25 protein-coding genes are annotated in these 23,371 nt (G+C 66.9%); 13 read left to right on the forward strand and 12 right to left on the reverse strand.

The window, feature by feature from the left end:
• Window positions 1-8: 8 nt before the first annotated feature.
• The 3 genes from ACWGPT_RS10240 (at window position 9) to ACWGPT_RS10250 (ending at window position 3,786) form a co-directional block, all read left to right on the forward strand.
• A complete protein-coding gene (locus ACWGPT_RS10240; protein ID WP_452605488.1) occupies window positions 9-2,261 on the forward strand; it encodes a xanthine dehydrogenase family protein molybdopterin-binding subunit in 2,253 nt (750 codons plus the stop codon).
• Window positions 2,258-3,400 (forward strand): catalase family protein, encoded by a 1,143-nt coding sequence (locus ACWGPT_RS10245; protein WP_452605489.1) that lies wholly within the window; start codon window positions 2,258-2,260, stop codon window positions 3,398-3,400. Before ACWGPT_RS10240 ends, ACWGPT_RS10245 begins: the two co-directional genes overlap by 4 nt.
• A 119-nt stretch (window positions 3,401-3,519) precedes the next feature.
• Window positions 3,520-3,786, forward strand: coding sequence for a hypothetical protein (locus tag ACWGPT_RS10250; RefSeq protein ID WP_452605490.1), 267 nt, complete (start codon window positions 3,520-3,522; stop codon window positions 3,784-3,786).
• Window positions 3,787-4,023: 237 nt separating this feature from the next.
• Here the strand turns inward: ACWGPT_RS10250 and ACWGPT_RS10255 are convergent, their stop codons facing one another.
• Complete coding sequence (locus ACWGPT_RS10255) at window positions 4,024-4,767, reverse strand: SDR family oxidoreductase (RefSeq protein ID WP_452605491.1); 744 nt, start codon at window positions 4,765-4,767, stop codon at window positions 4,024-4,026.
• A gap of 97 nt (window positions 4,768-4,864) precedes the next feature.
• Here ACWGPT_RS10255 and ACWGPT_RS10260 point away from each other — a divergent pair, with 97 nt between their 5' ends.
• Window positions 4,865-5,848 (forward strand): cupin domain-containing protein, encoded by a 984-nt coding sequence (locus tag ACWGPT_RS10260; protein WP_452605492.1) that lies wholly within the window; start codon window positions 4,865-4,867, stop codon window positions 5,846-5,848.
• A 9-nt stretch (window positions 5,849-5,857) separates the two neighbouring features.
• On the opposite strand, the gene ACWGPT_RS10265 is transcribed toward ACWGPT_RS10260, so the two are convergent.
• Entirely contained in the window at window positions 5,858-6,340 is a 483-nt protein-coding gene (locus ACWGPT_RS10265) for a VOC family protein (protein ID WP_452605493.1), read from the reverse strand.
• A gap of 176 nt (window positions 6,341-6,516) precedes the next feature.
• Between ACWGPT_RS10265 and ACWGPT_RS10270 the strand changes: the two genes are divergently transcribed.
• From ACWGPT_RS10270 to ACWGPT_RS10280, 3 genes are all read left to right on the forward strand, one after another.
• On the forward strand, window positions 6,517-7,422 hold the full coding sequence (locus tag ACWGPT_RS10270) for a dihydrodipicolinate synthase family protein (protein ID WP_452605494.1): 906 nt from the start codon (window positions 6,517-6,519) through the stop codon (window positions 7,420-7,422).
• A 185-nt stretch (window positions 7,423-7,607) separates the two neighbouring features.
• Window positions 7,608-8,927 (forward strand): solute carrier family 23 protein, encoded by a 1,320-nt coding sequence (locus ACWGPT_RS10275; protein WP_452605495.1) that lies wholly within the window; start codon window positions 7,608-7,610, stop codon window positions 8,925-8,927.
• A 92-nt stretch (window positions 8,928-9,019) separates the two neighbouring features.
• The gene (locus ACWGPT_RS10280; protein ID WP_452605496.1) at window positions 9,020-9,652 is read left to right on the forward strand and encodes a carboxymuconolactone decarboxylase family protein; all 633 of its coding nucleotides are present in this window, start codon (window positions 9,020-9,022) and stop codon (window positions 9,650-9,652) included.
• Here ACWGPT_RS10280 and ACWGPT_RS10285 read toward each other — a convergent pair whose 3' ends face one another.
• On the reverse strand, window positions 9,653-11,224 hold the full coding sequence (locus ACWGPT_RS10285) for a protein adenylyltransferase SelO (RefSeq protein WP_452605706.1): 1,572 nt from the start codon (window positions 11,222-11,224) through the stop codon (window positions 9,653-9,655).
• A gap of 308 nt (window positions 11,225-11,532) precedes the next feature.
• Here ACWGPT_RS10285 and ACWGPT_RS10290 point away from each other — a divergent pair, with 308 nt between their 5' ends.
• A complete protein-coding gene (locus ACWGPT_RS10290) occupies window positions 11,533-12,162 on the forward strand; it encodes an outer membrane protein (protein ID WP_452605707.1) in 630 nt (209 codons plus the stop codon).
• Between the two features lie 118 nt (window positions 12,163-12,280).
• Here the strand turns inward: ACWGPT_RS10290 and ACWGPT_RS10295 are convergent, their stop codons facing one another.
• Window positions 12,281-12,565 (reverse strand): acylphosphatase, encoded by a 285-nt coding sequence (locus ACWGPT_RS10295; protein ID WP_452605497.1) that lies wholly within the window; start codon window positions 12,563-12,565, stop codon window positions 12,281-12,283.
• Window positions 12,566-12,668: 103 nt separating this feature from the next.
• Entirely contained in the window at window positions 12,669-12,860 is a 192-nt protein-coding gene (locus ACWGPT_RS10300; protein ID WP_452605498.1) for a hypothetical protein, read from the reverse strand.
• A gap of 365 nt (window positions 12,861-13,225) precedes the next feature.
• Between ACWGPT_RS10300 and ACWGPT_RS10305 the strand changes: the two genes are divergently transcribed.
• Entirely contained in the window at window positions 13,226-13,939 is a 714-nt protein-coding gene (locus tag ACWGPT_RS10305) for a Crp/Fnr family transcriptional regulator (protein WP_452605499.1), read from the forward strand.
• Here ACWGPT_RS10305 and ACWGPT_RS10310 read toward each other — a convergent pair.
• Window positions 13,936-14,184: a DUF6894 family protein gene (locus tag ACWGPT_RS10310; protein WP_452605500.1), complete on the reverse strand. Its 249-nt coding sequence runs from the start codon at window positions 14,182-14,184 to the stop codon at window positions 13,936-13,938. The two genes, ACWGPT_RS10305 and ACWGPT_RS10310, sit on opposite strands and share 4 nt — an antisense overlap.
• Window positions 14,185-14,252: 68 nt before the next feature.
• Window positions 14,253-14,969 (reverse strand): Crp/Fnr family transcriptional regulator, encoded by a 717-nt coding sequence (locus ACWGPT_RS10315; RefSeq protein WP_452605501.1) that lies wholly within the window; start codon window positions 14,967-14,969, stop codon window positions 14,253-14,255.
• Window positions 14,970-15,304: 335 nt separating this feature from the next.
• Here ACWGPT_RS10315 and ACWGPT_RS10320 point away from each other — a divergent pair, with 335 nt between their 5' ends.
• A complete protein-coding gene (locus ACWGPT_RS10320; protein ID WP_452605502.1) occupies window positions 15,305-15,709 on the forward strand; it encodes a response regulator in 405 nt (134 codons plus the stop codon).
• Between the two features lie 65 nt (window positions 15,710-15,774).
• Here ACWGPT_RS10320 and ACWGPT_RS10325 read toward each other — a convergent pair whose 3' ends face one another.
• The 4 genes from ACWGPT_RS10325 to ACWGPT_RS10340 all read right to left on the reverse strand — a co-directional run bounded on the left by ACWGPT_RS10325 (window position 15,775) and on the right by ACWGPT_RS10340 (window position 19,528).
• A complete protein-coding gene (locus tag ACWGPT_RS10325; RefSeq protein ID WP_452605503.1) occupies window positions 15,775-15,969 on the reverse strand; it encodes a heavy-metal-associated domain-containing protein in 195 nt (64 codons plus the stop codon).
• A 57-nt stretch (window positions 15,970-16,026) separates the two neighbouring features.
• Window positions 16,027-16,449: a Cu(I)-responsive transcriptional regulator gene (gene cueR / locus ACWGPT_RS10330; RefSeq protein WP_452605504.1), complete on the reverse strand. Its 423-nt coding sequence runs from the start codon at window positions 16,447-16,449 to the stop codon at window positions 16,027-16,029.
• A complete protein-coding gene (locus tag ACWGPT_RS10335; RefSeq protein ID WP_452605505.1) occupies window positions 16,446-18,863 on the reverse strand; it encodes a heavy metal translocating P-type ATPase in 2,418 nt (805 codons plus the stop codon). Before ACWGPT_RS10335 ends, cueR begins: the two co-directional genes overlap by 4 nt.
• Before the next feature lie 200 nt (window positions 18,864-19,063).
• Complete coding sequence (locus ACWGPT_RS10340; protein ID WP_452605506.1) at window positions 19,064-19,528, reverse strand: YcgN family cysteine cluster protein; 465 nt, start codon at window positions 19,526-19,528, stop codon at window positions 19,064-19,066.
• 170 nt (window positions 19,529-19,698) lie between these two features.
• Here ACWGPT_RS10340 and ACWGPT_RS10345 point away from each other — a divergent pair, with 170 nt between their 5' ends.
• The 3 genes from ACWGPT_RS10345 to ACWGPT_RS10355 all read left to right on the forward strand — a co-directional run bounded on the left by ACWGPT_RS10345 (window position 19,699) and on the right by ACWGPT_RS10355 (window position 23,114).
• Complete coding sequence (locus ACWGPT_RS10345) at window positions 19,699-21,903, forward strand: transglycosylase domain-containing protein (protein ID WP_452605507.1); 2,205 nt, start codon at window positions 19,699-19,701, stop codon at window positions 21,901-21,903.
• Between the two features lie 67 nt (window positions 21,904-21,970).
• Window positions 21,971-22,558 carry a DUF1214 domain-containing protein gene (locus ACWGPT_RS10350; RefSeq protein ID WP_452605508.1) on the forward strand — a complete coding sequence of 196 codons (588 nt, stop codon included), beginning with the start codon at window positions 21,971-21,973 and terminating at the stop codon, window positions 22,556-22,558.
• Entirely contained in the window at window positions 22,551-23,114 is a 564-nt protein-coding gene (locus ACWGPT_RS10355; protein ID WP_452605509.1) for a DUF1254 domain-containing protein, read from the forward strand. The genes ACWGPT_RS10350 and ACWGPT_RS10355 overlap by 8 nt, the downstream gene beginning before the upstream one ends.
• Window positions 23,115-23,141: 27 nt before the next feature.
• Here the strand turns inward: ACWGPT_RS10355 and ACWGPT_RS10360 are convergent, their stop codons facing one another.
• Window positions 23,142-23,330 (reverse strand): hypothetical protein, encoded by a 189-nt coding sequence (locus ACWGPT_RS10360; RefSeq protein ID WP_452605510.1) that lies wholly within the window; start codon window positions 23,328-23,330, stop codon window positions 23,142-23,144.
• Window positions 23,331-23,371 lie beyond the last annotated feature (41 nt).

A 23,371-nucleotide genomic window follows, 5' to 3' on the forward strand; every position in this document is an offset into this window, starting at 1 on the left:
GACCGGCCATGCTCACCGAAAAGAACGTCGTCGGACTTGCCCTTCCGCGCATCGACGGCCCCCTCAAGGTCACCGGCACCGCGCCCTATGCCGCCGAGTACAACGATCCCGGCATGCTCTACGGCCATGCCGTCCAGGCGACGATCGCCGCCGGCCGCATCGCCTCGATCGACACGACCGAGGCCGAGCGTTTTCCCGGCGTCGTCAAGGTCTATACCTGGCGCAACCGCCCCTCCACCGCCCGGCGTGACGCGAAGTGGAAGGACGAGGTAGCACTTCCCGGCCATCCTTTCCGGCCGCTGGAAAGCGACCGCATCCTCTTCGACGGCCAGCCGATCGCGCTCGTCGTCGCCAGGAGCTTCGAGGCCGCGCGCGACGCCGCCGACCTCGTCCGGGTCGAATACGAGCGGGACGAGCCACGCACCGACATCATGGTCGAGCAGGAGAAAAGCTACGTGCCGCCGGAGCCGCGCCGGGAGGCCTTCGTGCCGATTGCGCCGCGCGGCGATGCCGAGGCCGCCTACGAGGCAGCCCCCTTCAGGATCGACGCCGAATATGTCCAGGAGGGCGAGTACCACAATCCGATGGAGCTCTTCGCCACCACGGTCATCCCTGAGGAAGACGGCGTCCTCACCGTCTACGACAAGACGCAGGGCTCGCAGAACAGCCACGACTATGTCTGCAACGTCTTCGGCCTCAAGCCCGAGAAGGTCCGGGTGGTCAATGCCTATGTCGGCGGCGGGTTCGGCGCCGGCCTGCGGCCCAAGCACCAGCTGTTCTTCGCGGTGATGGCGAGCCTCGACCTGAAGCGCTCCGTGAAGGTCGAGATGAGCCGGCGGGAGATGTTCTACCTCACCTGGCGCCCGGCGACGGTCCAGCGGATGCAGGTCGCGGCCGATGCGGAGGGCCGGCTCGTCTCCGTCCGCCACCACGCCGTGCAGGCGACCTCGCTTCACGAGGATTACCAGGAAAACGTCGTCAACTGGTCCGGCCTCGCCTACAGCTGCGACAATGTCAGGCTCTCCTACGAGATCGCCAAGACGACGCTCTCGACGCCGGGCGACATGCGGGCGCCGGGCGCGGCGACGGCCTTCCTGGCGCTTGAGTCGGCGATCGACGAGCTCGCCCATGCGGCGGGCATCGATCCGCTCGAGTTCCGGGTGAAGAACTTCGCCACCTACGACCAGAACCAGGACCTGCAGTTTACCTCCAAGGCGCTGCACGCCTGCTACCGCGAGGGCGCGGAGCGTTTCGGCTGGTCGGGACGTTCGCCCGAGCCTGGCTCGATGCGGGACGGCAACGACCTGATCGGCTGGGGTGTTGCGACCGGGATCTGGGAGGCCATGCTGACGCCCGCGGAAGCCAAGGTCCGCCTCTTTGCCGACGGCAAGATCGCAGTGCTGGCCGCGGCCTCCGACATTGGCACCGGCACCTATACGATCCTCGCGCAGCTTGCCGCCGAAGGCCTTGGCCAGACGGCCGACCGGGTCAGCGTGCTGATCGGCGATTCCACCCTGCCGAAGACCGCCGTCGAGGGCGGCTCGTGGACGGCCGCCTCCTCCGGTTCGGCCGTGCAGGCCGGCTGCCTGGAGATCCGCAGGACGCTCCTGTCGCTGGCGAAGAAGATGGAGAATTCGCCGCTCGCCGCCGCAGAGGTCGAGGAACTGGCGATCCGCGACAACCGGCTCGTGCTCGAGGCGAACGACCAGCTGGGCGTCGCGATCGCCGATATCCTCGGCCATCACGGCATGTCCTCGGTCGAGGGCCACGGCAAGGTCGCGCCCGACGAGCAGCAGGCGAAGACCCATGCCAGCTACACCCATTCGGCCATGTTCGTGGAGGTCCGCATCGATGCCGAACTCGGCGTGCCGCGGGTGACGCGGGTGGTCAACGCGGTCGCCGCCGGGCGGATCATCAACCCGAAGACGGCCCGCAGCCAGGTCCTCGGCGGCGTTGTCATGGGGCTCGGAATGGCGCTTCACGAGGAAGGCATGATCGACCACCGCACCGGCCGGATCATGAACCACAACCTCGCCGAATACCATGTGCCGGCCCATGCCGATGTCGAGGACATCGACGTCATCTTCGTCGAGGAGCACGACGACCGGGCAAGCCCGATCGGCGTCAAGGGCCTCGGCGAGATCGGCATCGTCGGGCTGGCGGCAGCGGTCGCCAACGCCATCTTCCACGCCACCGGCACCCGCCACCGGCATTTCCCCATTACCATCGACAAGATCATGGAAGGACTACCCCGGCGATGACCAGCCACCTTGCCGTCACGCCCGTCCGCTATGGCCCGCATGTCGAGCGGGTCGAACCCGACGAGGCGGAGACCAGCCGCCGGATCGCCGAGACCATGCTGGAGATCTGCGAGACCACCTACGAACATTCGGGCCATGCGATCCGCGCCGTCCACGCCAAGAGCCACGGCCTGCTTGCCGCCCGCTTCGAGGTGCTGGACGACCTGCCGCCGGAACTGGCGCAGGGCCTGTTCGCGACGCCTGGCCGCTACGAGGCGGTCGTGCGCCTGTCGACCACGCCGGGCGATCTCCTGCACGACAGCGTCTCGACCCCGCGCGGCATGGCCCTCAAGGTGCTGGACGTGAAGGGCCCGCGCCTGCCGGGCTCGGCGCAGTCGACCAGCCAGGACTTCGTGATGGTCAACGGAAAGGAGTTCGCCTCCCCGTCCGGCAAGGCCTTCCTCAACAATGCGAGGCTTCTTGCCGCCACGACCGACCGCATGGAGGGCGCCAAGGAGGTGATCTCCAGCGTGTTCAAGACCGTCGAGGGGGCGCTGGAAAGCGTCGGCCGGGAAAGTGCGGTGCTGAAATCGCTCGGCGGCAGTCCGGAGACGAACATTATCGGCGAGAGCTTCTTCGCCCAGCTGCCGCTGCGCTACGGCGACTTCATCGCCAAGATCGCCGTCGTTCCCGCCTCCGACAACCTCAAGGCGCTGGCCGGGCGGACGGTGGACACGTCGGAGGACCCGGACGTGATCCGCCACGAGACGGAGAACTTCTTCGAGACGGAAACCGCCGTCTGGCACCTGCAGGTCCAGCTCTGCACCGACCTCGACGCCATGCCCGTCGAGGGCGTCGACGCCTGGGACGAGAAGCAGAGCCCGTTCGTCACCGTCGCGACGCTCACCGCCGGGCCGCAGGAAGCCTGGAGCGAGGAACTGTCGCGGCTCGTGGACGACGGCATGCATTTCAGCCCCTGGAACGGCCTTGCCGCCCACCAGCCGCTCGGCCAGATCATGCGGCTTCGCAAGCTCTCTTACGAGCGATCCGCCGCCTTCCGCTCGGAGCGCAACGAGACGCCGGTGCGCGAACCGCTGCGCTGTCCCTTCGGCCACGGCATTGCGGACGGCGGGGAAAGCAGGCCCGGCCGGGGCGCGTGAGCGGCCGGCATCGCACTTGTGTCAACCGGTATCGTTGCGGGAGGAAATTGCCCTATGGTACGAGGCCGCCAGAATCGGGGCGGCCCGACCCCGCGCGGAATCGATGAAGGAGCATCCCGATGGCCAAAGAGCCGAAGCTGGAATATTCGGATTTTTCCGGTGAGTTCGAGGATGACGGCATCACCGTGCTCGTCGACATCCACCGGCCGGCAGGCAGCGAAGGTGGCTGGACGCTGGAGGTGATCTCGCAGGAAGAGGACGTGACCTCCTGGGAAGGCACGTTCGAGACCGACAAGGATGCCTGGGAGGAATTCCTCGCGACCACCGAGAAGGGCGGCATCCGCTCGTTTCTTGACGGCGAGGAGGACGGCGGGTCGGTCCACTAGATCCGGACACGCGTCCCGTCTCCGGCCCGACCCTTTAAAGACCGTGGGCGGCAACCGCATCGCTGTGCTGCGGTTGCCCGGCCAGGCGCTCTAGAAGACGAACATGTAGAGCAGGATGATGACGAAGATGGGAACTCCCATCGCCCACAGCACGATACCTTTAAGCATAATGTTCCTCCTTTGCATCGAAGCCACAACGCAGCGTCCCGGCCGGAGGTTCCTCCCGCCCGGTCGCGCTCACGCCGCGCCTGCAAGGGCGACCGCATCGGCGCCGGCCGGATAGCGCAGCCGATCGGACATATCGTTTGCCGCATGCCAGACCGCCTCCGCCACATCCGTCTCCCGCGTCGTCAGGGCCGGATAGGCGAACCCCGCGAAGACCGCTTCCGCAAAGGCGGCATAGGCCCTGGGAACGAGATCCGTGACGGGAATGTCGGTGTTGACGGCAAATCGCGTCGTCGGCGCATAGCCCGGCACCACCAGCTTGGCCCGGATGCCGAAGGCCGCCAGTTCATGGGCGATCGCCCCGGTAAATCCCTCGATCGCCTGCTTGCTGGCGGTATAGGCGGCCGTCAGCGGCATGGGCGCGAGGGTGACGCTGGACGTGACGTTGACGATCGCCCCCGAGCGGCGCTCCCGCATCCGGGGCACCAGAGCCTGGACCATGGCCATGACGCCGAAGGTATTGGTCTCGAACACCTTGCGGACATGGGACATGGGCGTCGCCTCGAACGCGCCGACCACGCCTATTCCCGCATTGTTGACGAGGACGTCGATCGCTCCGACATCGTCAAGCGCCGCCTCGATGCTTTCCGGGCGGGTGACGTCGAGCGGCAGCACGCGGATGCGGGCCGAGGCGGGAAGCAGGTCGCTGCGGGGATTGCGCATGGTGGCGATGACGCTCCAGCCGCGCCGGTGGAAGTGGCGGGCGGTCTCGAGCCCGTAGCCGGACGAGCAGCCGGTAATGAGGACGGTCTTCATGGTCGGTTTCCTGGTTTACGTTGACGGCCCCGTGTAACCGGCCTAACCCGTACTTTCGCCGGCAAGGAGTCCGGATTTTATTGGCGGAAGTCCGAGCATGTCCGATCCGCTTACCGAGATGATCCGGCTCTTGCGGCCGCGCGCGGTGTTCTCGAAAGGGATCAGCGGCGCCGGGCGGTGGGCCGTCCGCTATTCCGCCTTCGGCCATCCGGGCTTCTGCGCCGTCACCGAGGGGAGTTGCCGGCTGGCGGTCGACGGCAAGCCGCCGATCCTGCTCGCAAAGGGCGATTTCGTGCTCCTGCCCGGCACGCCCGCGTTCACCATGTCCAGCCCGGAGCCGGGGCCTCCCGTCCACGTCGATCCGAAGACCGCAGGCCCGGGGCTGTCGGAGGTCCGCCACGGGCGCGCCGACGGGCCGCCCGACATGCGCCAGTTCGGCGGCCACTTTCGCTTCGATTCCCCCGATGCCGGGATGCTCGTCTCGCTGCTGCCCACCGCGATCCATATCCGGGGCGTGCCGCGGCTGACGCAGCTTGTCCAGCTTCTGGGAGAGGAGGCGGGACGCGAGGACCCGGGCCGCGACCTCATCCTGGAGCGGCTGGTGGAGATCCTGCTGGTCGAGGCGCTGCGCGCCGCGCCGCCACAGGAGACCGGTCCAGGCCTTCTGCGGGGTCTGTCGGACGCCCGCGTCGCCGTAGCGCTGAGGGCGATGCATGCCGACATCGCCCGCCCGTGGACGGTGGCGGACCTTTCCCGGCTCGCCGGCATGTCCCGCACGACCTTCTTCGACCGGTTCGCCCGCGTCGTCGGCACGAGCCCGATGGACTATCTCCTCGGCTGGCGCATGGCGGTCGCAAAGGAGATTCTCCGGGGTGGACGCACGCCGCTCGACCATGTGGCGGAGCGTGTCGGCTACGGCTCGGCGAGCACGTTCAGCACGGCCTTCAGCCGCCAGGTCGGGCTGGCGCCGGGTGCCTTTGCCCGGCGCGAGGGCCGGCGGGCGGCAGGGCCGCGATCGACCGGGGCGGCGACAGGGGCGACAACAGGGGCGGCGGAGCGGGTCGGGGGAGACGGCGCCTGACGCCGGCCGTCACGCGGCCTCGCCGCGGCGGGCGGCCTCGATCGCGGCAACGTCGATCTTGCGCATGGTCATCATCGCCTCGAAGGCGCGCCTTGCCTCGTCGCCGCCGGCCGAAAGCGCCTCCATCAGCACGCGCGGCGTGATCTGCCAGGAGATGCCCCAGCGGTCCCTGCACCAGCCGCATTCGCTTTCCTGCCCGCCATTGCCGACGATGGCGTTCCAGTAGCGGTCGGTTTCCTCCTGGTCCTCGGTGGAGACCTGGAAGGAGAAGGATTCGTTATGGGTGAAGGCTGGGCCGCCGTTCAGGCCGACGCAGGGAATGCCGGCCACGGTGAATTCCACGACGATCACGTCCCCCGCTCTTCCGGAGGGATAGTCGGCGGGCGCCAGCACCACCTCCCCGACGCTGCTGTCGGGAAAGGTCGCGGCATAGAAGCGCGCGGCCTCCTCGGCGTCCTTGTCGTACCACAGGCAGATCGTGTTCTTCGCCATAGCAGGTCTCCTCTCGCAGCATGATCGCTCTTGCGCCGACATCCGGCAACCCGAGGACGATCCGGCGGATACCGGGCCTACAGAAGGGTTGCGAAAAACCCTGCCCTTCCCGCTTGCCGTGAGCCTGCGGGCCCGATACTCACCCAGGGTAGTTCCTGTCCTTCCGCGAGCTGTTCATGAGCCAGCCCATGCCGCTCTTCACCGGCCTTTCCGCCTTTCCCCTGACGCCGGCCGATCCTTCCGGGCGGGTGGACATCGAGGCGCTGCAGCAGCTGCTGGAGCGGATCGTCGACGGCGGGGCGCAGTCCATCGGGCTCCTCGGCAGCACCGGCATCTACATGTATCTCCCGCGGGCGGAGCGGCGCCGCGCGATCGAGGCCGCGGTCGAGGTGGTCGGCGGCAGGCTGCCGGTGATCGTCGGGGTGGGCTCGCTCCGTACCGACGAGGCGATGGCGAACGCGAGCGATGCGGAAAAGGCGGGTGCGGACGCTCTCCTGCTCGCCCCGGTCTCCTATACCCCGCTGACGCAGGACGAGGCGCTGGAGCACTACCGGGCCGTCACCTCGGCGACCGGACTGCCTCTCTGCATCTACAACAACCCGTCAACCACCCGCTTCACCTTCGGCGAGGACCTTCTCGGCCGTCTCGCCGCGCATCCGGGCATAAAGGCGGTGAAGATGCCGCTTCCCGGCGACGGGGATTTCTCCGGCGAGATCGGCCGGCTGCGCGCCAACGCGCCCGGCGACTTCGCCATCGGCTACAGCGGCGACTGGGGAGCGGCGGAGGCCATGCTTGCCGGCGCCGATTGCTGGTACAGCGTCGTCGGCGGGCTCCTTCCCAGACCGGCCGCAGCGCTTGCGAAAGCCGCCATGGCCGGCGACAGGGCCGAGACGGCGCGGCTCGACCTTGCCTTCTCGCCGCTCTGGGACCTCTTCAAGACGCATGGAAGCCTGCGGGTCATCTATGCCGCGGCAGGGCTTCTCGGCCTGTCGCAATCCGATCCGCCGCGCCCTCTCCTGCCGCTCTCCCCCGCAATCGTGGCCGAGATCGAGGCGGCGATCGCCGCGATCGGCGAGACCTGACGCCCGCAGCCGGCCGGTGGGAGCCACCGAAACCGGCATGGGACGGGCATGCGGGCATTCGCCGCCTGTGGGAAATTGCGCAGGCCCCATGACAGCGGGCGCCATTGCCGCTAACGACGTGTCCGGCACGCCGGGCCGCAGCCTGCCCGGTGCGATGCCAGGCTCGGCAAGCAAGGGGCGTCACGATGAGCGAGACAAACGGCTATTTTCCGCGGTGGCGGCTGAAGACGGAAGGGCGCATCCTGCCGGATGAACGGCTCCCGACCGGACAGACGCTCGTGCTCGGACTGCAGCATGTCGTGGCGATGTTCGGCTCGACGGTCCTGGCCCCGATCCTGATGGGCTTCGACCCGAACGTCTCGATCCTGTTTTCCGGCATCTCGACGCTGATCTTCTTCATCGCCGTGGGCGGCCGCGTGCCGAGCTATCTCGGCTCCTCCTTCGCCTTCATCGGGCCGGTGCTGGTGGCAACCGCCGCGACGGCCGGCGCGCCGAACCCCAATATCGCGCTTGCGCTCGGCGGCATCATCGTCGCAGGCGCGCTCTATGCGCTGATCGGACTGATCGTCATGGCGGCCGGCCACCGCTGGATCGAGCGACTGATGCCGCCGGTGCTGACGGGCGCGATCGTCGCGGCGATCGGCCTGGTACTGGCGCCGATCGCGATCGCGAGTGCTTCGGGGACCGGGCCCGACAGCCCGGACGGAAGCCAGCTTTCCCGCTGGGTCGCCATCCTGACCGTCGCCGCCGTCGGCCTGATCGCCGTCTACGCCCCCGGCATGACCCGCCGCCTGCCGATCCTGATCGGCGGCGCGCTTGCCTATCTCGCCTATCTCGTGCTTGCCAACGGCTTCGGCATGGGCACGCCGATCGATTTCTCCGGCGTCGCGGCTGCCGCCTGGTTCGGCCTTCCGCGCTTCACCGCGCCGGTCTTCTCCGTCCCGGCGATCACGCTGATCGCGCCGGTCGTCGTCATCCTGGTCGCCGAGAACCTCGGGCACATCAAGGCGATCGGGGCGATGACCGACCGCAACCTTGACCCCTATCTCGGCCGCGCCTTCGTCGGCGACGGCGTCGCGACCATGGTATCCGGCTCCTTCGGCGGCACCGGCATGACCACCTATGCGGAAAACATGGGCGTGATGGCGGTGACCCGCATCTTCTCCACGCTCGTCTTCCTCGTCGCCGCGGCGATCGCCATCCTGCTCGGCTTCTCGCCGAAGTTCGGCGCGCTGATCCAGACCATTCCCGGCCCGGTGCTCGGCGGCCTGTCGATCGTCGTCTTCGGCCTCATCGCCGCAACGGCCGGCCGGATCTGGGTCGAGAACAAGGTGGATTTCGCCGAGCCGCGCAACCTCATCACGGTCGGCGTGGCGCTGGTGCTCGGCGCCGGCAACTTCAAGCTCGAGATCGCCGGCTTCACGCTGGACGGCATCGGCACGGCGACGATCGGGGCGATCGCGCTCTACCACGCGCTCGGCTGGGCGCGCCCGAACAAGGCCTAAAAACGGCTCCCCATGGCGGTCGGGCATGCCCCGACCGCGTTCCCATCGATGCGGATTTCGCGTATACTCCCCGCTTTGAGGGAGAAATTCCGATGGCCTTCATCTCCACTCCCGGCCCCGAAGCGGGCGATGCCACCGCCGCCATGTATGTCACGGCGGAAGAGAGCTACGGCTACCTGCCGAACATGTACCGCGTCTTCGGCCACCGGCCGGAGGTGATGGAGAAGTGGGGCGCCCTGCTTGCGAGCGTGCGCGGGCACATGAACCTTCGGCGCTACGAACTGGTGACGCTTGCCGCCGCGCGCGAACTCAAGTGCTCCTATTGCATGCTGGCGCACGGCTCGGTGCTTCTACGCGAAGGCTTCAGCGAGGCGCAGCTTGCCGACACGGCCACCGACGGCGCCCATGCGCCGCTCGACGAGGCGGAACGGGAAATGATGCGCTTTGCCTCCAAGGTGGTGCGCGACGCGACCTCCATTACCCGCGAGGACGTCGGCAGGCTGAAGGCGCAGGGGTTCAGCGACGCGGAGATCTTCGACATCACCGCGGCGGCCTCCGTCCGCTGCTTCTTCAGCAAGATGCTCGATGCACTGGGCGCTGAGCCGGATTCCGCCTACCGGGAACGGATGCCGCCGAACCTCGCCCAGGCGCTTGCCGTCGGCCGCAAGATCGAAGGCGGCTTCCAGCCCACCGCCGCCGCCGCCGCCGCCGCGCCGGCCCCCTGATCAAGTCCCGCAGAAGGTTTGCAGGACGCGTTCCTCCGGGCGCGGGGGGACGGTGTAGGCCTGGAATTCCGGGCGGTCCTCGTAGGGTCTTTCCAGCGCCTCCAGCAGCCGGTTGAAGAAGCCGAGATCGCCGTAGTTGGCGGCCGCCAGCGCCTCCTCCACCTTGTGGTTGCGGGGGATGACGGCCGGGTTGACGGCGCGCATGGCGGCCGCCCGTTCCTGCGGCGAGGTTCTCTCCAGGTCAAGCCTTCCCCGCCACGTCTCCAGCCAGGCGGATGCCCTGGCCGGCTGGCGGAAGGACGAGAGGAAGGTTTTCTCGCCTGTTCCCGATTCCGGCTCCCCTGCCCCGCTCGTTGCCCCTGACCCTGCCGCTGGCCCTGACCCTGACCCTGACCCTGCCCCTGCCGCGACGTCGCAGAGCCGCCGGAAGGTCAGGGTGAAGTCGGCTTCCTCCTCCTGCATGGCGGCGAGCAGCGCCTGGACCAGTTCGCCGTCGCCCTCCTCCTCGCGGGAGAGGCCGATCTTGCGGCGGAAGACCGAGAGCCAGGCGGCCTGGAAGCGCTGGCCGAACTCCGAGAGCACGTGGTTGGCGACGAGGACGGCCTTGTCCTGGTCCTCGTCGATCAGCGGCAGCAGGCATTCTGCGAGCCGTGCAATGTTCCACTGGGCGATGCCGGGCTGGTTGCGATAGGCGTAGCGGCCGCCTTGGTCGATCGAGGAGAAGACCTTCATCTGGTCGTACTCGTCTAGGAAGGCGCAGGGGCCGAAGTCGATCGTCTCGCCGGAAAGGGTCATGTTATCGGTATTCATCACGCCGTGGATGAAGCCGACGCCGAGCCAGCGGGCGACGAGATCCGCCTGCGCGAAGGCGACGGCGCGCAGCAGTTCGAGATAGGGCCGCTCGGCCTGCCTGATCTCGGGGTAATGGCGATCGATCACGTAGTCGGCAAGCGTCCTCAGCCCCTCGACGTCCTGGCGGGCGGCGAAATACTGGAAAGTGCCGATTCGCACATGGCTGGAGGCGACGCGCACGAAGATGGCGCCGGGCTGCGGGGTCTCGCGATAGACCTCCTCGCCGGTCGCGACGGCGGCGAGCGCCCTCGTCGCCGGAATGCCGAGCGCGTGCATGGCCTCGGAGAGAATGTATTCGCGAAGCACCGGGCCAAGCGCTGCGCGGCCGTCGCCGCGGCGGGAGAAGGGCGTCGGTCCGGCTCCCTTCAGCTGGATGTCGCGGCGGATGCCGTTGCGGTCCACCACTTCGCCGATGAGAATCGCCCGCCCGTCGCCGAGCTGCGGCACGAAGGAACCGAACTGGTGGCCGGCATAGGCCATGGCAAGCGGGGCAGCACCCTGCGGCACGACATTGCCGGCGAGGATCGCCGCCAGCCGCTGCGGGTCCGTCAGGTCCGCGTCAAGGCCGAGCTCCCGGGCAAGCGGCTCGTTGAATTTCAGGAGCACCGGTCCCTCGACCGGCTCGGGGTAGACCGGGGCATAGAAACGCTCGGGCAGGCGCGCATAGGAATTGTCGAACTGAAACAAGGGCAAGCTCCTTCGCCTCTCCGCCCATTCAATATGGGTACTGCCGACCGGCCAGCCAACCGGGGAACCTGATGATTCGCCCTCCCCGCGCCGGCCTATCCGCCCCCGGCCGGCCTCCGTCATGATGCATTTCTGCAACAGCGGAAGTTGTTTGGCGCATGGGGCCGGAACCGGTGGAACGGCCAGTCTTCGGCTTCGTTTCCAAGGTCATCATCAACTACAGACCGCAGGGCAAGACACAGTAACTTCTCATTTACAAAAAGCTGTTGTAATTCAGCTACAGCTTTATCAGTGAGATCGATTACATCTTATCCATCTGCATTCGAGCAAGGAGACACATGATGAAGAGAACTCTGATCCTGGCAGCCAGCGTCGCAATGCTTGCATCCACGTCGGCTTTCGCTGCCGACGCTGTCGAGACCATTCCGGAAGCTCCGATCGCCGTCGAAATGCCGGCCGTCTTCACCTGGAGCGGCCCCTATATCGGTATCCACGGCGGGCACGGCTGGGGCAACGCTGATGTCGAGGGTCTTGATGCCGGCAACTTCGACGGCTGGCGCTTCGGCGGCTTCGTCGGCTACAACTGGCAGATGGCAAACGGCTTCGTCGCCGGTATCGAAGGCGACGTGAACTACGACTGGAACAAGGAAGACATCGGTGGCGGCTTCGACGGCGAAACCGGCTTCAACGGCTCCGTACGCGGTCGCGTCGGTGTCGCCCTGGACCGCACGCTGATCTACGCAGCAGGCGGCTGGACGGCGACCCGCGCCAAGGTCGAAGGCCCCGGCTTCGATGAAAGCGACACGCTGCACGGCTGGACGCTCGGCGCAGGCGTAGACCATGCCTTCACCGACAACGTCTTCGGCCGGCTCGAGTACCGCTACAACGACTACACGAAAGGCGATGTCGGCGGTCTCGACGTCGACTTCGACCAGCACGTTGTCCAGGTCGGTATCGGTGTGAAGTTCTGATCCACCCGATCAGCAGGAAAAAGGGCTCCGCAAGGGGCCCTTTTTTCATGGCGCGAGGCCGGTCCTCCAACGCGAGGCGCGGAGCCAAGGTTCGCGCTTCAGGATTGTGCGGTGATGCTCAGCGGGTGATGCGGAAATCGGCCGACAGTCCGGCCCCCTTTTCGTCCCATGTCTCGACCGCCGAGACGGAGGCGCCGGGAGGGCCATTCCGCAGGCGCTCGATCATGGCGTCGACCGCTTCGGCTGGTCCGGCAAGGAGTGCGGCGACCGTCCCGTCGGGCTCGTTGCGGACCCAGCCGGCAAGGCCGAGCCGCTCTGCCTCGCTCCGCGTCCAGGCGCGATAGCCGACACCCTGCACCCTGCCCCTGATCCTGGCTCCGATCACACGCCGGTCTTGCGTCATGGCGCTTCTCCGCTCCGTCTCAGGAGATGAGGTGGGAGCGGCGGACGCCGTGACAAGGGGCGCCGTGGCAAAGGGGGCGCCGCTCGCATGACGGCCTGCGGCTTCAGGAGGCGTTGAGGAATTCCGCAGGCGCCCGGGAGCACGTCACGGCCGGGCTCAAGGTCATCAGCGCCGCCACGGCGCCGAGCTTCTGCGGCTCGACCAGTCCCATCCGGTAGAGCCGGACGATCGACCGTCCAAGGGCGCGCTCTCCGTCGCCCGTATCCAGATTGGAATCCGATATGAGCGCGAACAAGAAAGCGCGCCGCATCACCTCCAGATCATGTGGAGTGAAGACTCCTTCGCGAAGTCCGTCCTGTCTCGTCAACACGCCGCACCTCCCTTTTCGCGGCTCCACCCAGGGCGCCGGAATGGTCGTCGGCGCCAATATGAGAGCCTATCAGGAAACTTCCGGACCGTGCGGCTCCGTACGGTAGAGGACAAAGGCCCGCGCCCGCCCCCTCCCGGTTTCGGCAACCTTGCCGGGACGGGGTTCGCGCAGGGATTGTCCGCCACCGTACCCAAAATCCGCAGAAAAATCGGGGTGCTATACGATCTGGAACCGCCAGGGGACTCACGGGCATGGCGGCCGGACCCTCCGCCCGACCATCAATGAGAACCATGTCCATCGCATACCACCCGGCCGCGCGAAACCGATTGCTAGCCCTGTTGCCCGAACACGATTTCGACGAGGTGTCGCGCCTTCTGGAGCCGGTGGACCTTCCGCGCGGCTTCGAGATCGTCGGCGCCGACGGTGACATCGAACACATCTACTTCCTGTGCAGCGGCATCGGCTCGGTGGTGACCGTGGCGACCGAAGGCCAGCGGGCCGAGGCCGGCATGTTCGGCCGCGAGGGATTTGCGCCGACATCCGCCGGCGTCGGCGGCACGATCAGCGTCCACCAGGTGCTGATACAGGTGGAAGGCCACGGCTTCCGGATGCCGCTCGACAAGGCGAAGGACCTCCTGTCCCGGCACCCCGTCTTCTCCAACCTGCTCGCCCGCTTCATCCAGGCCTTTTCCTCGCAGATATCGTTCACGGCCCTTTGCAACGTCACCTGCCAGGTGGACGAGCGGCTGGCCCGGTGGCTGTTGATGTGCCACGACCGGGTGGACGGCGACGAGATCCTGCTGACGCACGACTTCATCTCGCTGATGCTCGGCGTGCGGCGTCCGAGCGTGACGACGGCGCTCCACGTGCTGGAGGGGCGCAAGCTCATCAATGCCGAGCGCGGCCGCATTACCATACGCGATCGCAAGGGGCTGCAGGATTTCGCGACGACGGCCTACGGCAAGCCGGAAGAGGAATACCGGCGGCTGATCGGCGAGATCTAGGCCTGCGGCTTCAGCTGCTTGCGGACGACATCCTGGAAGGACAGGCTGAGCAGGAGGACGCCGTTCTCGTCGCAGAGATCGAGACGCTGGTCGTCGATGACGAGGCCGTCCTTGATCCGCGCGGAGGCCAGTTCCTGGACGGCCTGGACCGCGCTTGCCGCGGCGTCTTCGGGATGGTCGAACTCGTCGCCCTCCTCGTCCAGTATCGTCTCGCCGTGATCCCGGATATGGAAGAAATACCGCATGACCGCCCTGGCTTTTGCTTTTGTCTCTGCTTGCGCCGGGCAGACCGGGGATCTGCGGGGCGACGATACTAGAACAGGTTCTTCATCAGGCGCCGGTATTCCTCTTCCGGCCGCCCATAGGCATCCCGTGCGAACATCTGAAGGCCGGGTCTGTTCCGGATGGTCACCTTGCCTCTCCCGGATGTGATGAAGCCGCTGCCTTCGAGGAGATGAAGGGAGGTGGTGACGCTGGGGCGCCGGACGGCGAGCATGATTGCCAGGTATTCGTGCGTAAGCGCGATCTCGTCTCCCTGCACCCGGTCATGGCACATCAGCAGCCAGCGGGCGAGGCGCACGGTGACGTCGTGGATGGCGTTGGAGACCAGCGTGTAGGCCAGCTGGATCGAGAAGGCCTCCATGGCGCGCACGACGACCCGCGAAAAGTTCCTGTTGGTCTCCATGGCCCGCCGGAAATCGGCATAGGTCATCCGATAGGCCTCGGCATCCACCTGTATGTTCATGTCATGCGAGTGAAGCTCGACGTCGGCGACGGCGGAGGTCGGCACATAGCCGTCGAAGCCGAACAGGCCGGCTTCGGCGCGGTGGCCATCGGGAGTCCGGGCGATGACCGAACCGATGCCGGAGGTCAGGAAGTAGAGATAGTCGATGGGCTCGCCGGATGTTCCGATCGGCGTTCCGCGCGGCAGGTAGACATGCTGCAGGTCGCCCGCGACCTCCTCGAAGTCGGCGGCCGGCAGAAGTGCCAGAAGCTTGTTCGATATGGCAGTCTGGAGAGGGATGTCCATGGCGCCTCCGATCGGGGGCAAGAGCGCGTTGGTCCCTCAGCCGTCTGCGCCCTGTTCGTCTGCAGACGATGGGACGGAGATAGGGGCGGAGGGTATCGCGGCAAGGCCGGCCAAGGCCCGCGGATCGCCCGCAAGCGGGGAAGCCGTGAGGTTACAGTGCGTTACCGGGCGATAAAACGGTCTCCGCGCGGGCTTCGGGGCGGATAATGGTGGGCTTGACGGCGCGCGATCCTTTTGTCCGCTAGCGTACAGGAAACAGCCCTGCTCTTTTCTGCTTATGGTTTCGACACAATCTTGTTCCAGCAGGCTGCGACCGAGAAACGAGAGGCGCGCATATGAAGACGAAGGCCGACGAGACCAGTTCCGTGTTTGCGGGGAAAGCCATCCTGATCGTCGAGGATGAATACCTGGTGGCGTCGATGATCATGGATGCCTTCGAGGACGCCGGCGCCGAGATCGTCGGGCCGGTGTCGGACATGGGCGTCGCCTTCGACATGCTGGACAACCCGGGCATCCGCGTGGATGCCGCGACGCTCGACATCAAGCTCGGCGGGGTGGATGTCTTTCCGCTGGCGGAGCGTCTCCGGGACGACAAGATCCCGTTCGTCTTCCTGACCGGCTACGAATGCCACTTCCTGCCGGAGCCCTTCCGCGGCAGCCCGTGTCTCAGCAAGCCGTTCGGCCCGGAGGAAGTGCTGGACGTGCTCGCCCCGTTCATGGCCGCGAAGGCCCCCGCCTGAGGCCGGGGCCAAGGGGCTGGGGGCCGGGGGCTGGGGGCTGAAGGTGTGGCTGAGGCTGAGGCGCCTCAGGCCTTGGTCGGCGTATAGCCTGCCTCGCGGATCGCTTCCTCGGCATCGGCGGCATTGCCCTCGACCGTGACGCGCCGTGCGGCGAGGTCGACGGTGACGGCGGCACCCGGCAGTGCTTCGCCGAGGGCGGCGCGGACGCTTTTCTCGCAGTGGCCGCAGGTCATGTCCGGAACGTTGAAAGTCGTGGTCATGGGATCATCTCCTTCCTGTTGTTTCCGGACCTTCTGCACCTTCCCACGATGGGAAGGTCAAGCGCTTTTCTTCGCGGGAGCAGAAGAAGGTGCCGCACCCGCCAGATCGTCGAGGATCGGGCAGTTCGGCCGGTTGTCGCCGCTGCAGCAATCCGACAGGTGCCGCAGCGTCTCGACCATGCCCTTCATCTCGGCGATGCGGCGCTCGAGGTCGGCGATGTGGACCTGCGCCACCTCCTTGACGGCCGCACTGGTGCGGTCCTTGTCCTGCCAGAGCTTCAGCAGCGTTTCCGTTTCCTCCAGCGAGAAGCCGAGGTTGCGGGCGCGCTTGATGAAGCGCAGCAAATGCACCTCGTCCTCGCCGTAGACGCGGTAGTTGTTGCCGGTGCGGCCCATCGGCCGGATGAGGCCGATCTCCTCGTAGTAGCGGATCATCTTGGCCGAAACGCCCGAGGCATCCGATGCCTGCCCGATGTTCATGGCCTTGCTCCCTCACGAACCTTGACGGTGCGCAGCCGGAGCGCGTTCAGGACGACGAAGACGCTGGAGAAGGCCATGGCGCCGGCGGCGATCATCGGCGAAAGCTCGATGCCCCAGCCGGGATAGAGCACGCCCGCGGCGACCGGGATCAGCGCCACGTTGTAGCCGAAGGCCCAGAACAGGTTCTCCTTGATGTTGCGGATCGTCGCGCGGCTGACGGCGATCGCATCCGCGACGCCCGAGAGCGCGCCGCCGGACAGGACGACGTCGGCGCTTTCGATCGCCACGTCCGTGCCGGTGCCGACGGCGATGCCGATATCGGCTGCGGCGAGCGCCGGCGCATCGTTGATGCCGTCGCCGACGAAGGCGATCTTGCGGCCGCCGGCGCGCAGTTCGTCGATGGCGGCGACCTTGCCGTCCGGCAGGACCTCGGCCACGACCCGGTCGATACCCGCCTGGCGGGCGACGGCTTCGGCCGTGCGGCGGTTGTCACCGGTCACCATTGCGACGGTGAGCCCCATGTCCTTCATTGCGGCGATCGCCGGCGCGCTGCCGGGCTTGATCGGATCGGCGACGGCGATGGCGGCCGCGACCTTGCGGTCGACCGCGGCATAAAGCGGCGTCTTGCCCTCGTCGCCCAGCCGGGCGGCGGCATCCGCGAAGGACGCGACGGAAAGGCCCAGCTTTTCCATGAAGCGATCGGCGCCGACGGCGACGCGATGGCCGGAAACCTCCGCCTCGATGCCGTAGCCGGCGGTCGCCTGGAAGCCGGTGGACGCGGGGACTGAAAGCCCCTTTTCGCCTGAAGCCCTGACGATCGCCTCGGCGATCGGGTGTTCCGAACGCGCCTCGACGGCGGCGACCAGCGCCAGGACCTCGTCATCGGCAAAGCCCTCGGCGGTGACGAGATCGGTCAGTTCGGGCTGGCCCTTGGTGATCGTGCCGGTCTTGTCGAAGACGACGATCTCGACCGAGCGCAGTTCCTGCAGCGCGTCGCCCTTGCGGAAGAGGACGCCGAGTTCGGCGGCGCGGCCGGAACCGACCATGATGGAGGTCGGCACGGCAAGCCCCATGGCGCAGGGGCAGGCTATGATCAGAACGGCGACGGCCGCGACGACCGCGTGGCTGAGCGAGGGGCCGAAGACGAACCAGGCGACGAAGGTAAGGAGCGCGAGCGCGATCACCGCCGGAACGAACCAGGCCGTCACCTTGTCGACCAGTGTCTGGATCGGCAGCTTGGCGCCCTGCGCCCGCTCCACCATGCGGATGATCTGCGCCAGCATGGTGTCGCGCCCGACCTTTTCGGCCCGGAAGCGGAAGGAGCCGGTCCTGTTGATCGTGCCGCCGACGACGGTGGCGCCCGCTGTCTTCTCGACAGGCACGGGCTCGCCCGAGATCATCGATTCATCCACATGGGAAGCGCCGTCGATGACGGTCCCGTCGACCGGGATGCGCTCGCCCGGACGGATGACGACGATATCGCCGACGACGACGTCCTCGGTCGGGATGTCGATTGCGCTGCCGTTGCGCTCGACGCGGGCGGTCTTGGCCTGCAGGCTGGCGAGCCTGGAGATCGCCTGGCTGGCGCGACCGCTAGCGCGGGCCTCCAGCATGCGGCCGAAGAGGATGAGGGTGACGATCACCGTCGCCGCCTCGTAATAGACGTAGCGGGCGTTTTCCGGCAGCAGGCCGGGCATGAAGGTGGCGACCAGCGAATAGCCGTAGGCTGCCAGCACGCCGACGGCGACCAGCGAGTTCATCTCCGGCGCGCCATGGAAGAGCGCCGGCAGGCCGGTCCTGAGGAACCGGTATCCCGGCCAGAAGATGACGACGGTCGCCAGCGCGAAATAGAGATAATAGAGGTTCTGCGTGGAGATGACGCCCATCAGCCAGTGATGCAGGGGCGGATAGACATGGCTGCCCATCTCCAGCACGAAGAGCGGCAGCGTCAGGATTGCCGCGACCGCGAGGTCGCGCTTCAGCGTGCCGTCGGAATGCATGTGCATGTGGTCGTGGCCGCCATGCATGCCGCCGGCATGGTCGGCGCCCTTGTGGTCGCCGTGGGCGTGGTCCCCGTGCGCGTGGTCACCGGAACCGTGGTCATGGGCGTCGTGACCGGACGGGGCGCCCGCGCCGGGCACGGAATAGCCGGCATCCCGAAGGGCCCGCTGCATGGCGCCGGCGGGAACCTCGTATCCGATCTTCTCGATCGCCGCGGTCAGCGCCTCGGGAGAAAAGTCATCGGTGGGTTCGACGGTCAGCTTCTTGGTGGCGAAGTTGACGGAACTCGACGCCACCCCCGGCACCCTGGCGGCCGCGGTCTCGACCCGGCGTACGCAGGAGGCACAGGTCATGCCTTCGACGGGGATGGTGATGGGTTCGGGATGGTGACTCGGTCGGACGGTCTGGTTCATGGCGAAATCCTCTGTTCCGCATATAGGTGCACCTTCCCATCGTGGGAAGGTCAAGACCCCCGATTCATGGGGGTGGTCTTAGATGCCAGAACCAGGGAGAGGCGTTTCGGTCCCATACGAGGCGGGACAATCGATAAGGATGCCGCGGGATTGCGTACTGCGACGTCAGCGATGCGGCCGGCCGATGAACCGGTTGGGGCTTACGCTTCCTCGCCCACTTTCCACGGCCAGTCGACGACGTAGTCCTCGAAGTCCTCGACGGGCACCTCGGTCTCGCTGACGGTCTCGTGGCCGTGGGCCGAGATGCCGGCCTGGTGGACGGTTTCCGGGTCCCCGGAGACCAGCGGGTGCCACCAGTAGAGATCATGGCCCTCGCGGACCAGCCGGTAGCCGCAGGTCGGCGGCAGCCAGACGATCTCGTCGACAGCGGCGGGCGTCAGCTGGATGCATTCCGGCACGGTCGCCTGGCGGTTCTCGTAATCGGTGCACCGGCAGCTCGTGCCGTCCATCAGCCGACAGCGGACGGAGGTGAAGACGACCTCGCCGGTCTCCCAGTCCTCCAGCTTGTTCAGACAGCAAAGCCCGCAGCCGTCGCAAAGGCTTTCCCATTCGCGCTGGTCCATTTCCTCCAGTGATTTCGTCTTCCAGAAGGGCAATTCGTTCATTCACTTATCCGTGCCGGGAACCGATTTGGCGGTCGCCGCTTTTGCATGTTGCGATTCTGTCATCGCATTTCAAATTTTCATCAGCTAATGCTGATCATACATGCCCTATGCTCTGGCCGCTCGTGATGGCGAGGTCAAGCACGCGGGCATGACCATCGGGGGATACACGGGTGCAGGACGATCGAAGAGAGAGCCACGAGCAGCCGCGCAAGAAGCGCCACCTGCTGCTGCGCATCGACTCCTGGATCGACTCCACCGTCTGGAACCTCGGCTTCCGGCTCGGCGAGATATGGGAAGAGATTACCATATTTTCGCGCAGGTTCCGCGTCCGCGGCTGGAAGAAGGGCGTCTTCGAGGTCGCCGGCGAAGCGATGACGCTCGGCACCGCCGGCGCGGTCGTGCTTCTGGCGCTTGCCATGCCGGCCTTCGAGGAAACTAAGGAAGATTGGCGCAATCGTGGCGACTTCGCCGTCACCTTCCTCGACCGCTACGGCAACACGATCGGCCATCGCGGCATCATACACGAGGATTCCGTGCCGATCGACGAGCTGCCGGACCACCTGATCAAGGCGGTGCTGGCGACCGAGGACCGGCGCTTCTTCGACCACTTCGGCATCGACTTCCTCGGCCTTGCGCGCGCCATGAACGAGAACGCCAAGGCGGGCGGTGTGGTGCAGGGCGGCTCGACGCTGACCCAGCAGCTCGCCAAAAACCTGTTCCTCTCCAACGAGCGGTCGATCGAGCGCAAGATCAAGGAGGCCTTCCTGGCGCTCTGGCTCGAGGCGAACCTCTCCAAGAAGGAAATCCTCGCCTACTATCTCGACCGCGCCTACATGGGCGGCGGCACGTTCGGCGCGGCGGCCGCGGCGCAGTTCTACTTCGGCAAGAACATTACCGAGGTGAACCTCGCCGAAAGCGCCATGCTTGCGGGGCTCTTCAAGGCACCGGCGAAATATGCGCCGCATGTCAACCTGCCGGCCGCGCGCGCCCGCGCCAACGAGGTGCTGACCAATCTCGTGCAGGGCGGGATGATGAGCGAGGGCCAGGTGATCGGCGCAAGGCGCAATCCCGCCACCGTCATCGACCGGGCCGAGGTGAAGGCGCCGGACTATTTTCTCGACTGGGGCTTCGACGAGGTCCAGCGGCTGGCCAAGGCCGGCAAGATCAGGGAACGCTCGGTCATCGTCCGCACGACGCTGGACATGGGCCTGCAGCAGGCCGCAGAAGCCGCGGTGGAATCGAGCCTTCGCGAATATGGCGACAGCTACCGCTCCAAGCAGGGGGCGCTGGTGCTGATCGAGAACGGCGGCGCGGTGCGGGCCATGGTCGGCGGACGCGACTACGGCGAGAGCCAGTTCAACCGCGCGACCCGGGCGCTGCGGCAGCCGGGCTCCTCCTTCAAGCTCTATACCTATGCGGCGGCGATGGAGAAGGGTTTTACGCCGGAATCCGTCGTCTCCGACGCGCCGGTCACCTGGCGCGGCTGGTCGCCCCAGAACTACGGCCGCTCCTACAAGGGCAAGGTCACGCTGATGACGGCGATGTCGCAGTCCTACAATACGGTGCCGGTGCGGCTTGCCAAGGACGAGCTCGGCACCGAGCGGATCGCCCAGCTTGCCAAGGACATGGGCATCGAGACGCCGCTCAGGACCGACAAGACCATTCCGCTCGGCACGTCGGAAGTGACGGTGCTCGACCAGGCGACGGCCTATGCGGTGATGCCGGCGGGCGGGCTGCAATCGCGCCGCCACGGGATCGCCCAGGCGATGGGCTACGGCGGCGAGGTGCTCTACGACTTCCGCCGCGACGAGCCGGAGCCGCGCCGCGTGCTCTCCGAGCAGGCGACGTCGTCGATGAACCGCATCCTCACCAACATCCCCTATAACGGCACGGCCCGGCGGGCGGCGGTCGACGGGGTCCTGACGGGCGGCAAGACCGGCACCTCGCAGAGCTATCGCGACGCCTGGTTCGTCGGCTTCACCGGCAATTACACGGCGGCCGTCTGGTTCGGGAACGACGACTATTCGCCGATGAACAACATGACCGGCGGCTCGCTTCCGGCGATGACCTTCAAGAAGCTGATGGACTATGCCCACCAGGGGATAGAGCTGAAGCCGATCCCCGGCATCGAGAACCCCTTCCCCGCCACCGACAAGAAGAAGGAAGAGGTCGTGGCCGACAAGGCGACGGACGAGGAGGCGCTTCCGCCGCTGGTGCGGCCGCGCTCCATGTCGGCAGAATCCACCCGGGTCCTCAGGCGGATTGCCGACCAGTTGAAGACGGCGGCGCCGCTCCTGCCGGCAACCGCCAAGGCCGCCGACCTGACGGTGACCGGCGCGGTGGGCGTCACGCCCGCGGCCGCGCCGGCACGTTAGCCGGGGCGTTCCTTTCGCGGGGAATCAGTGGTAACCCTCGACCGCAATCCTTGAGGACAGCCTTTCCGTGTTTCGTGTGCCATTCCTTGTCGCCATCGCGCTTGCCATCGCCTTCGGAGGCGGCATCTGGTCGACGCTTCGGGCCCTGGAGGCGACGGCGGGCTTCGGCGCGATCCGCCTCGGCGCATGGGAAGCCTTCCCGAACGCCCAGACGGCGGCGGCGGACCCCTATGCCAAATCCCACCGGGCAAGCGCCGGCGCGCTTCTCTATGCAACCGCCGAGGGGCTGCAGTTCACCGCGACCGTGGACGACAGCGGCGCGGCGCTGAGGGGCGAGTGCTCCTACCGCATTTCCGGCCATACACCGCCGACAAGGCTCTGGACGCTGCACAGCGCGCGGACGGAGGCGGTGCGCAAGGCCGAGGGCGAAGGGCTTCCGGTGGCGCTCAACTCGCGCTCCATCCTGCGCCACCCGGACGGTTCCTTCGACATCGAGGTTTCCTCGGGGGCAAAGCCCGGCAACTGGCTGGCGGTCAGCGGAAGCGGGCGGCTGCGGCTGCAACTGACACTTCTCGATACCCCGGCGGCCGGCAGTTCCGGCCTGATCGACCTCTCCATGCCGTCGATCCAGCAGACCGGATGCCGCAATGGCTAGGCTTATCCTCGCGATCGTAATAGGCCTTGTCGGCGCCGCACTCCTGCATTTCATCATCATCCTCTCGCTTCCCTATTTCAGCGAGAAGGATGCCTATACGCGGGTTCTGGCCGAGGGGCTGCGGCACGGCTTCCACCGGCTTCCCGACATACGCGACCGCGCCGGGCTGGTGCAGGACGATCCGTTCGTGGAACTGTCGGTCTGCGCCTACGACATCTCGCAGGGGCCGATCCGGATCTATGCGCGGGGCGAGGTGCCGTTCTGGTCGCTCGGCATCTACGACGCCGCCTCAAACGAGGTGTTCAGCATCAACGACCGGACCTCCTCGGGGGGCGTCCTCGACGTGGTGCTCGCGACCCCGGTGCAGTTGACGCTGTTGCGCAAGGCGCTGCCGGAGGCGATCAGCGAGGCGATCCTGGTGGAAACGCAGCAGGCCGACGGTTACATGGTGCTGCGGACGATGGTGCCGCAGAAGAGCTTCGAGGCGGCCGCGACCGCATTCCTGTCCCAGGCCGTCTGCGCGCCGTTCGAATGGCGGCCGCGCCACCAGTTCTGACGGCAAACATGACGGCCTTGACGCCGTTCAGCTCTGGCCGTGCTCGATGACGATCGGCGCCGTCCGCGCGGCGGGAGCCTGGTCCAGGCGCTCGTAGCGGATACCCGTGAACAGGAGGAGCCGGCCCGAAGCCAGGTCATCCCGCTTGCCGATCAGGATCTCAGGACGCCTGGGCAGCCGGTCGCGCCAATTCTGCAATGTCACTATCTCTGCCATGCTCGTCTCCTCACAATTCGAGATGGATGAAAGGCGGTCCC

This window comes from Pseudorhizobium sp. NPDC055634, from assembly GCF_053618655.1.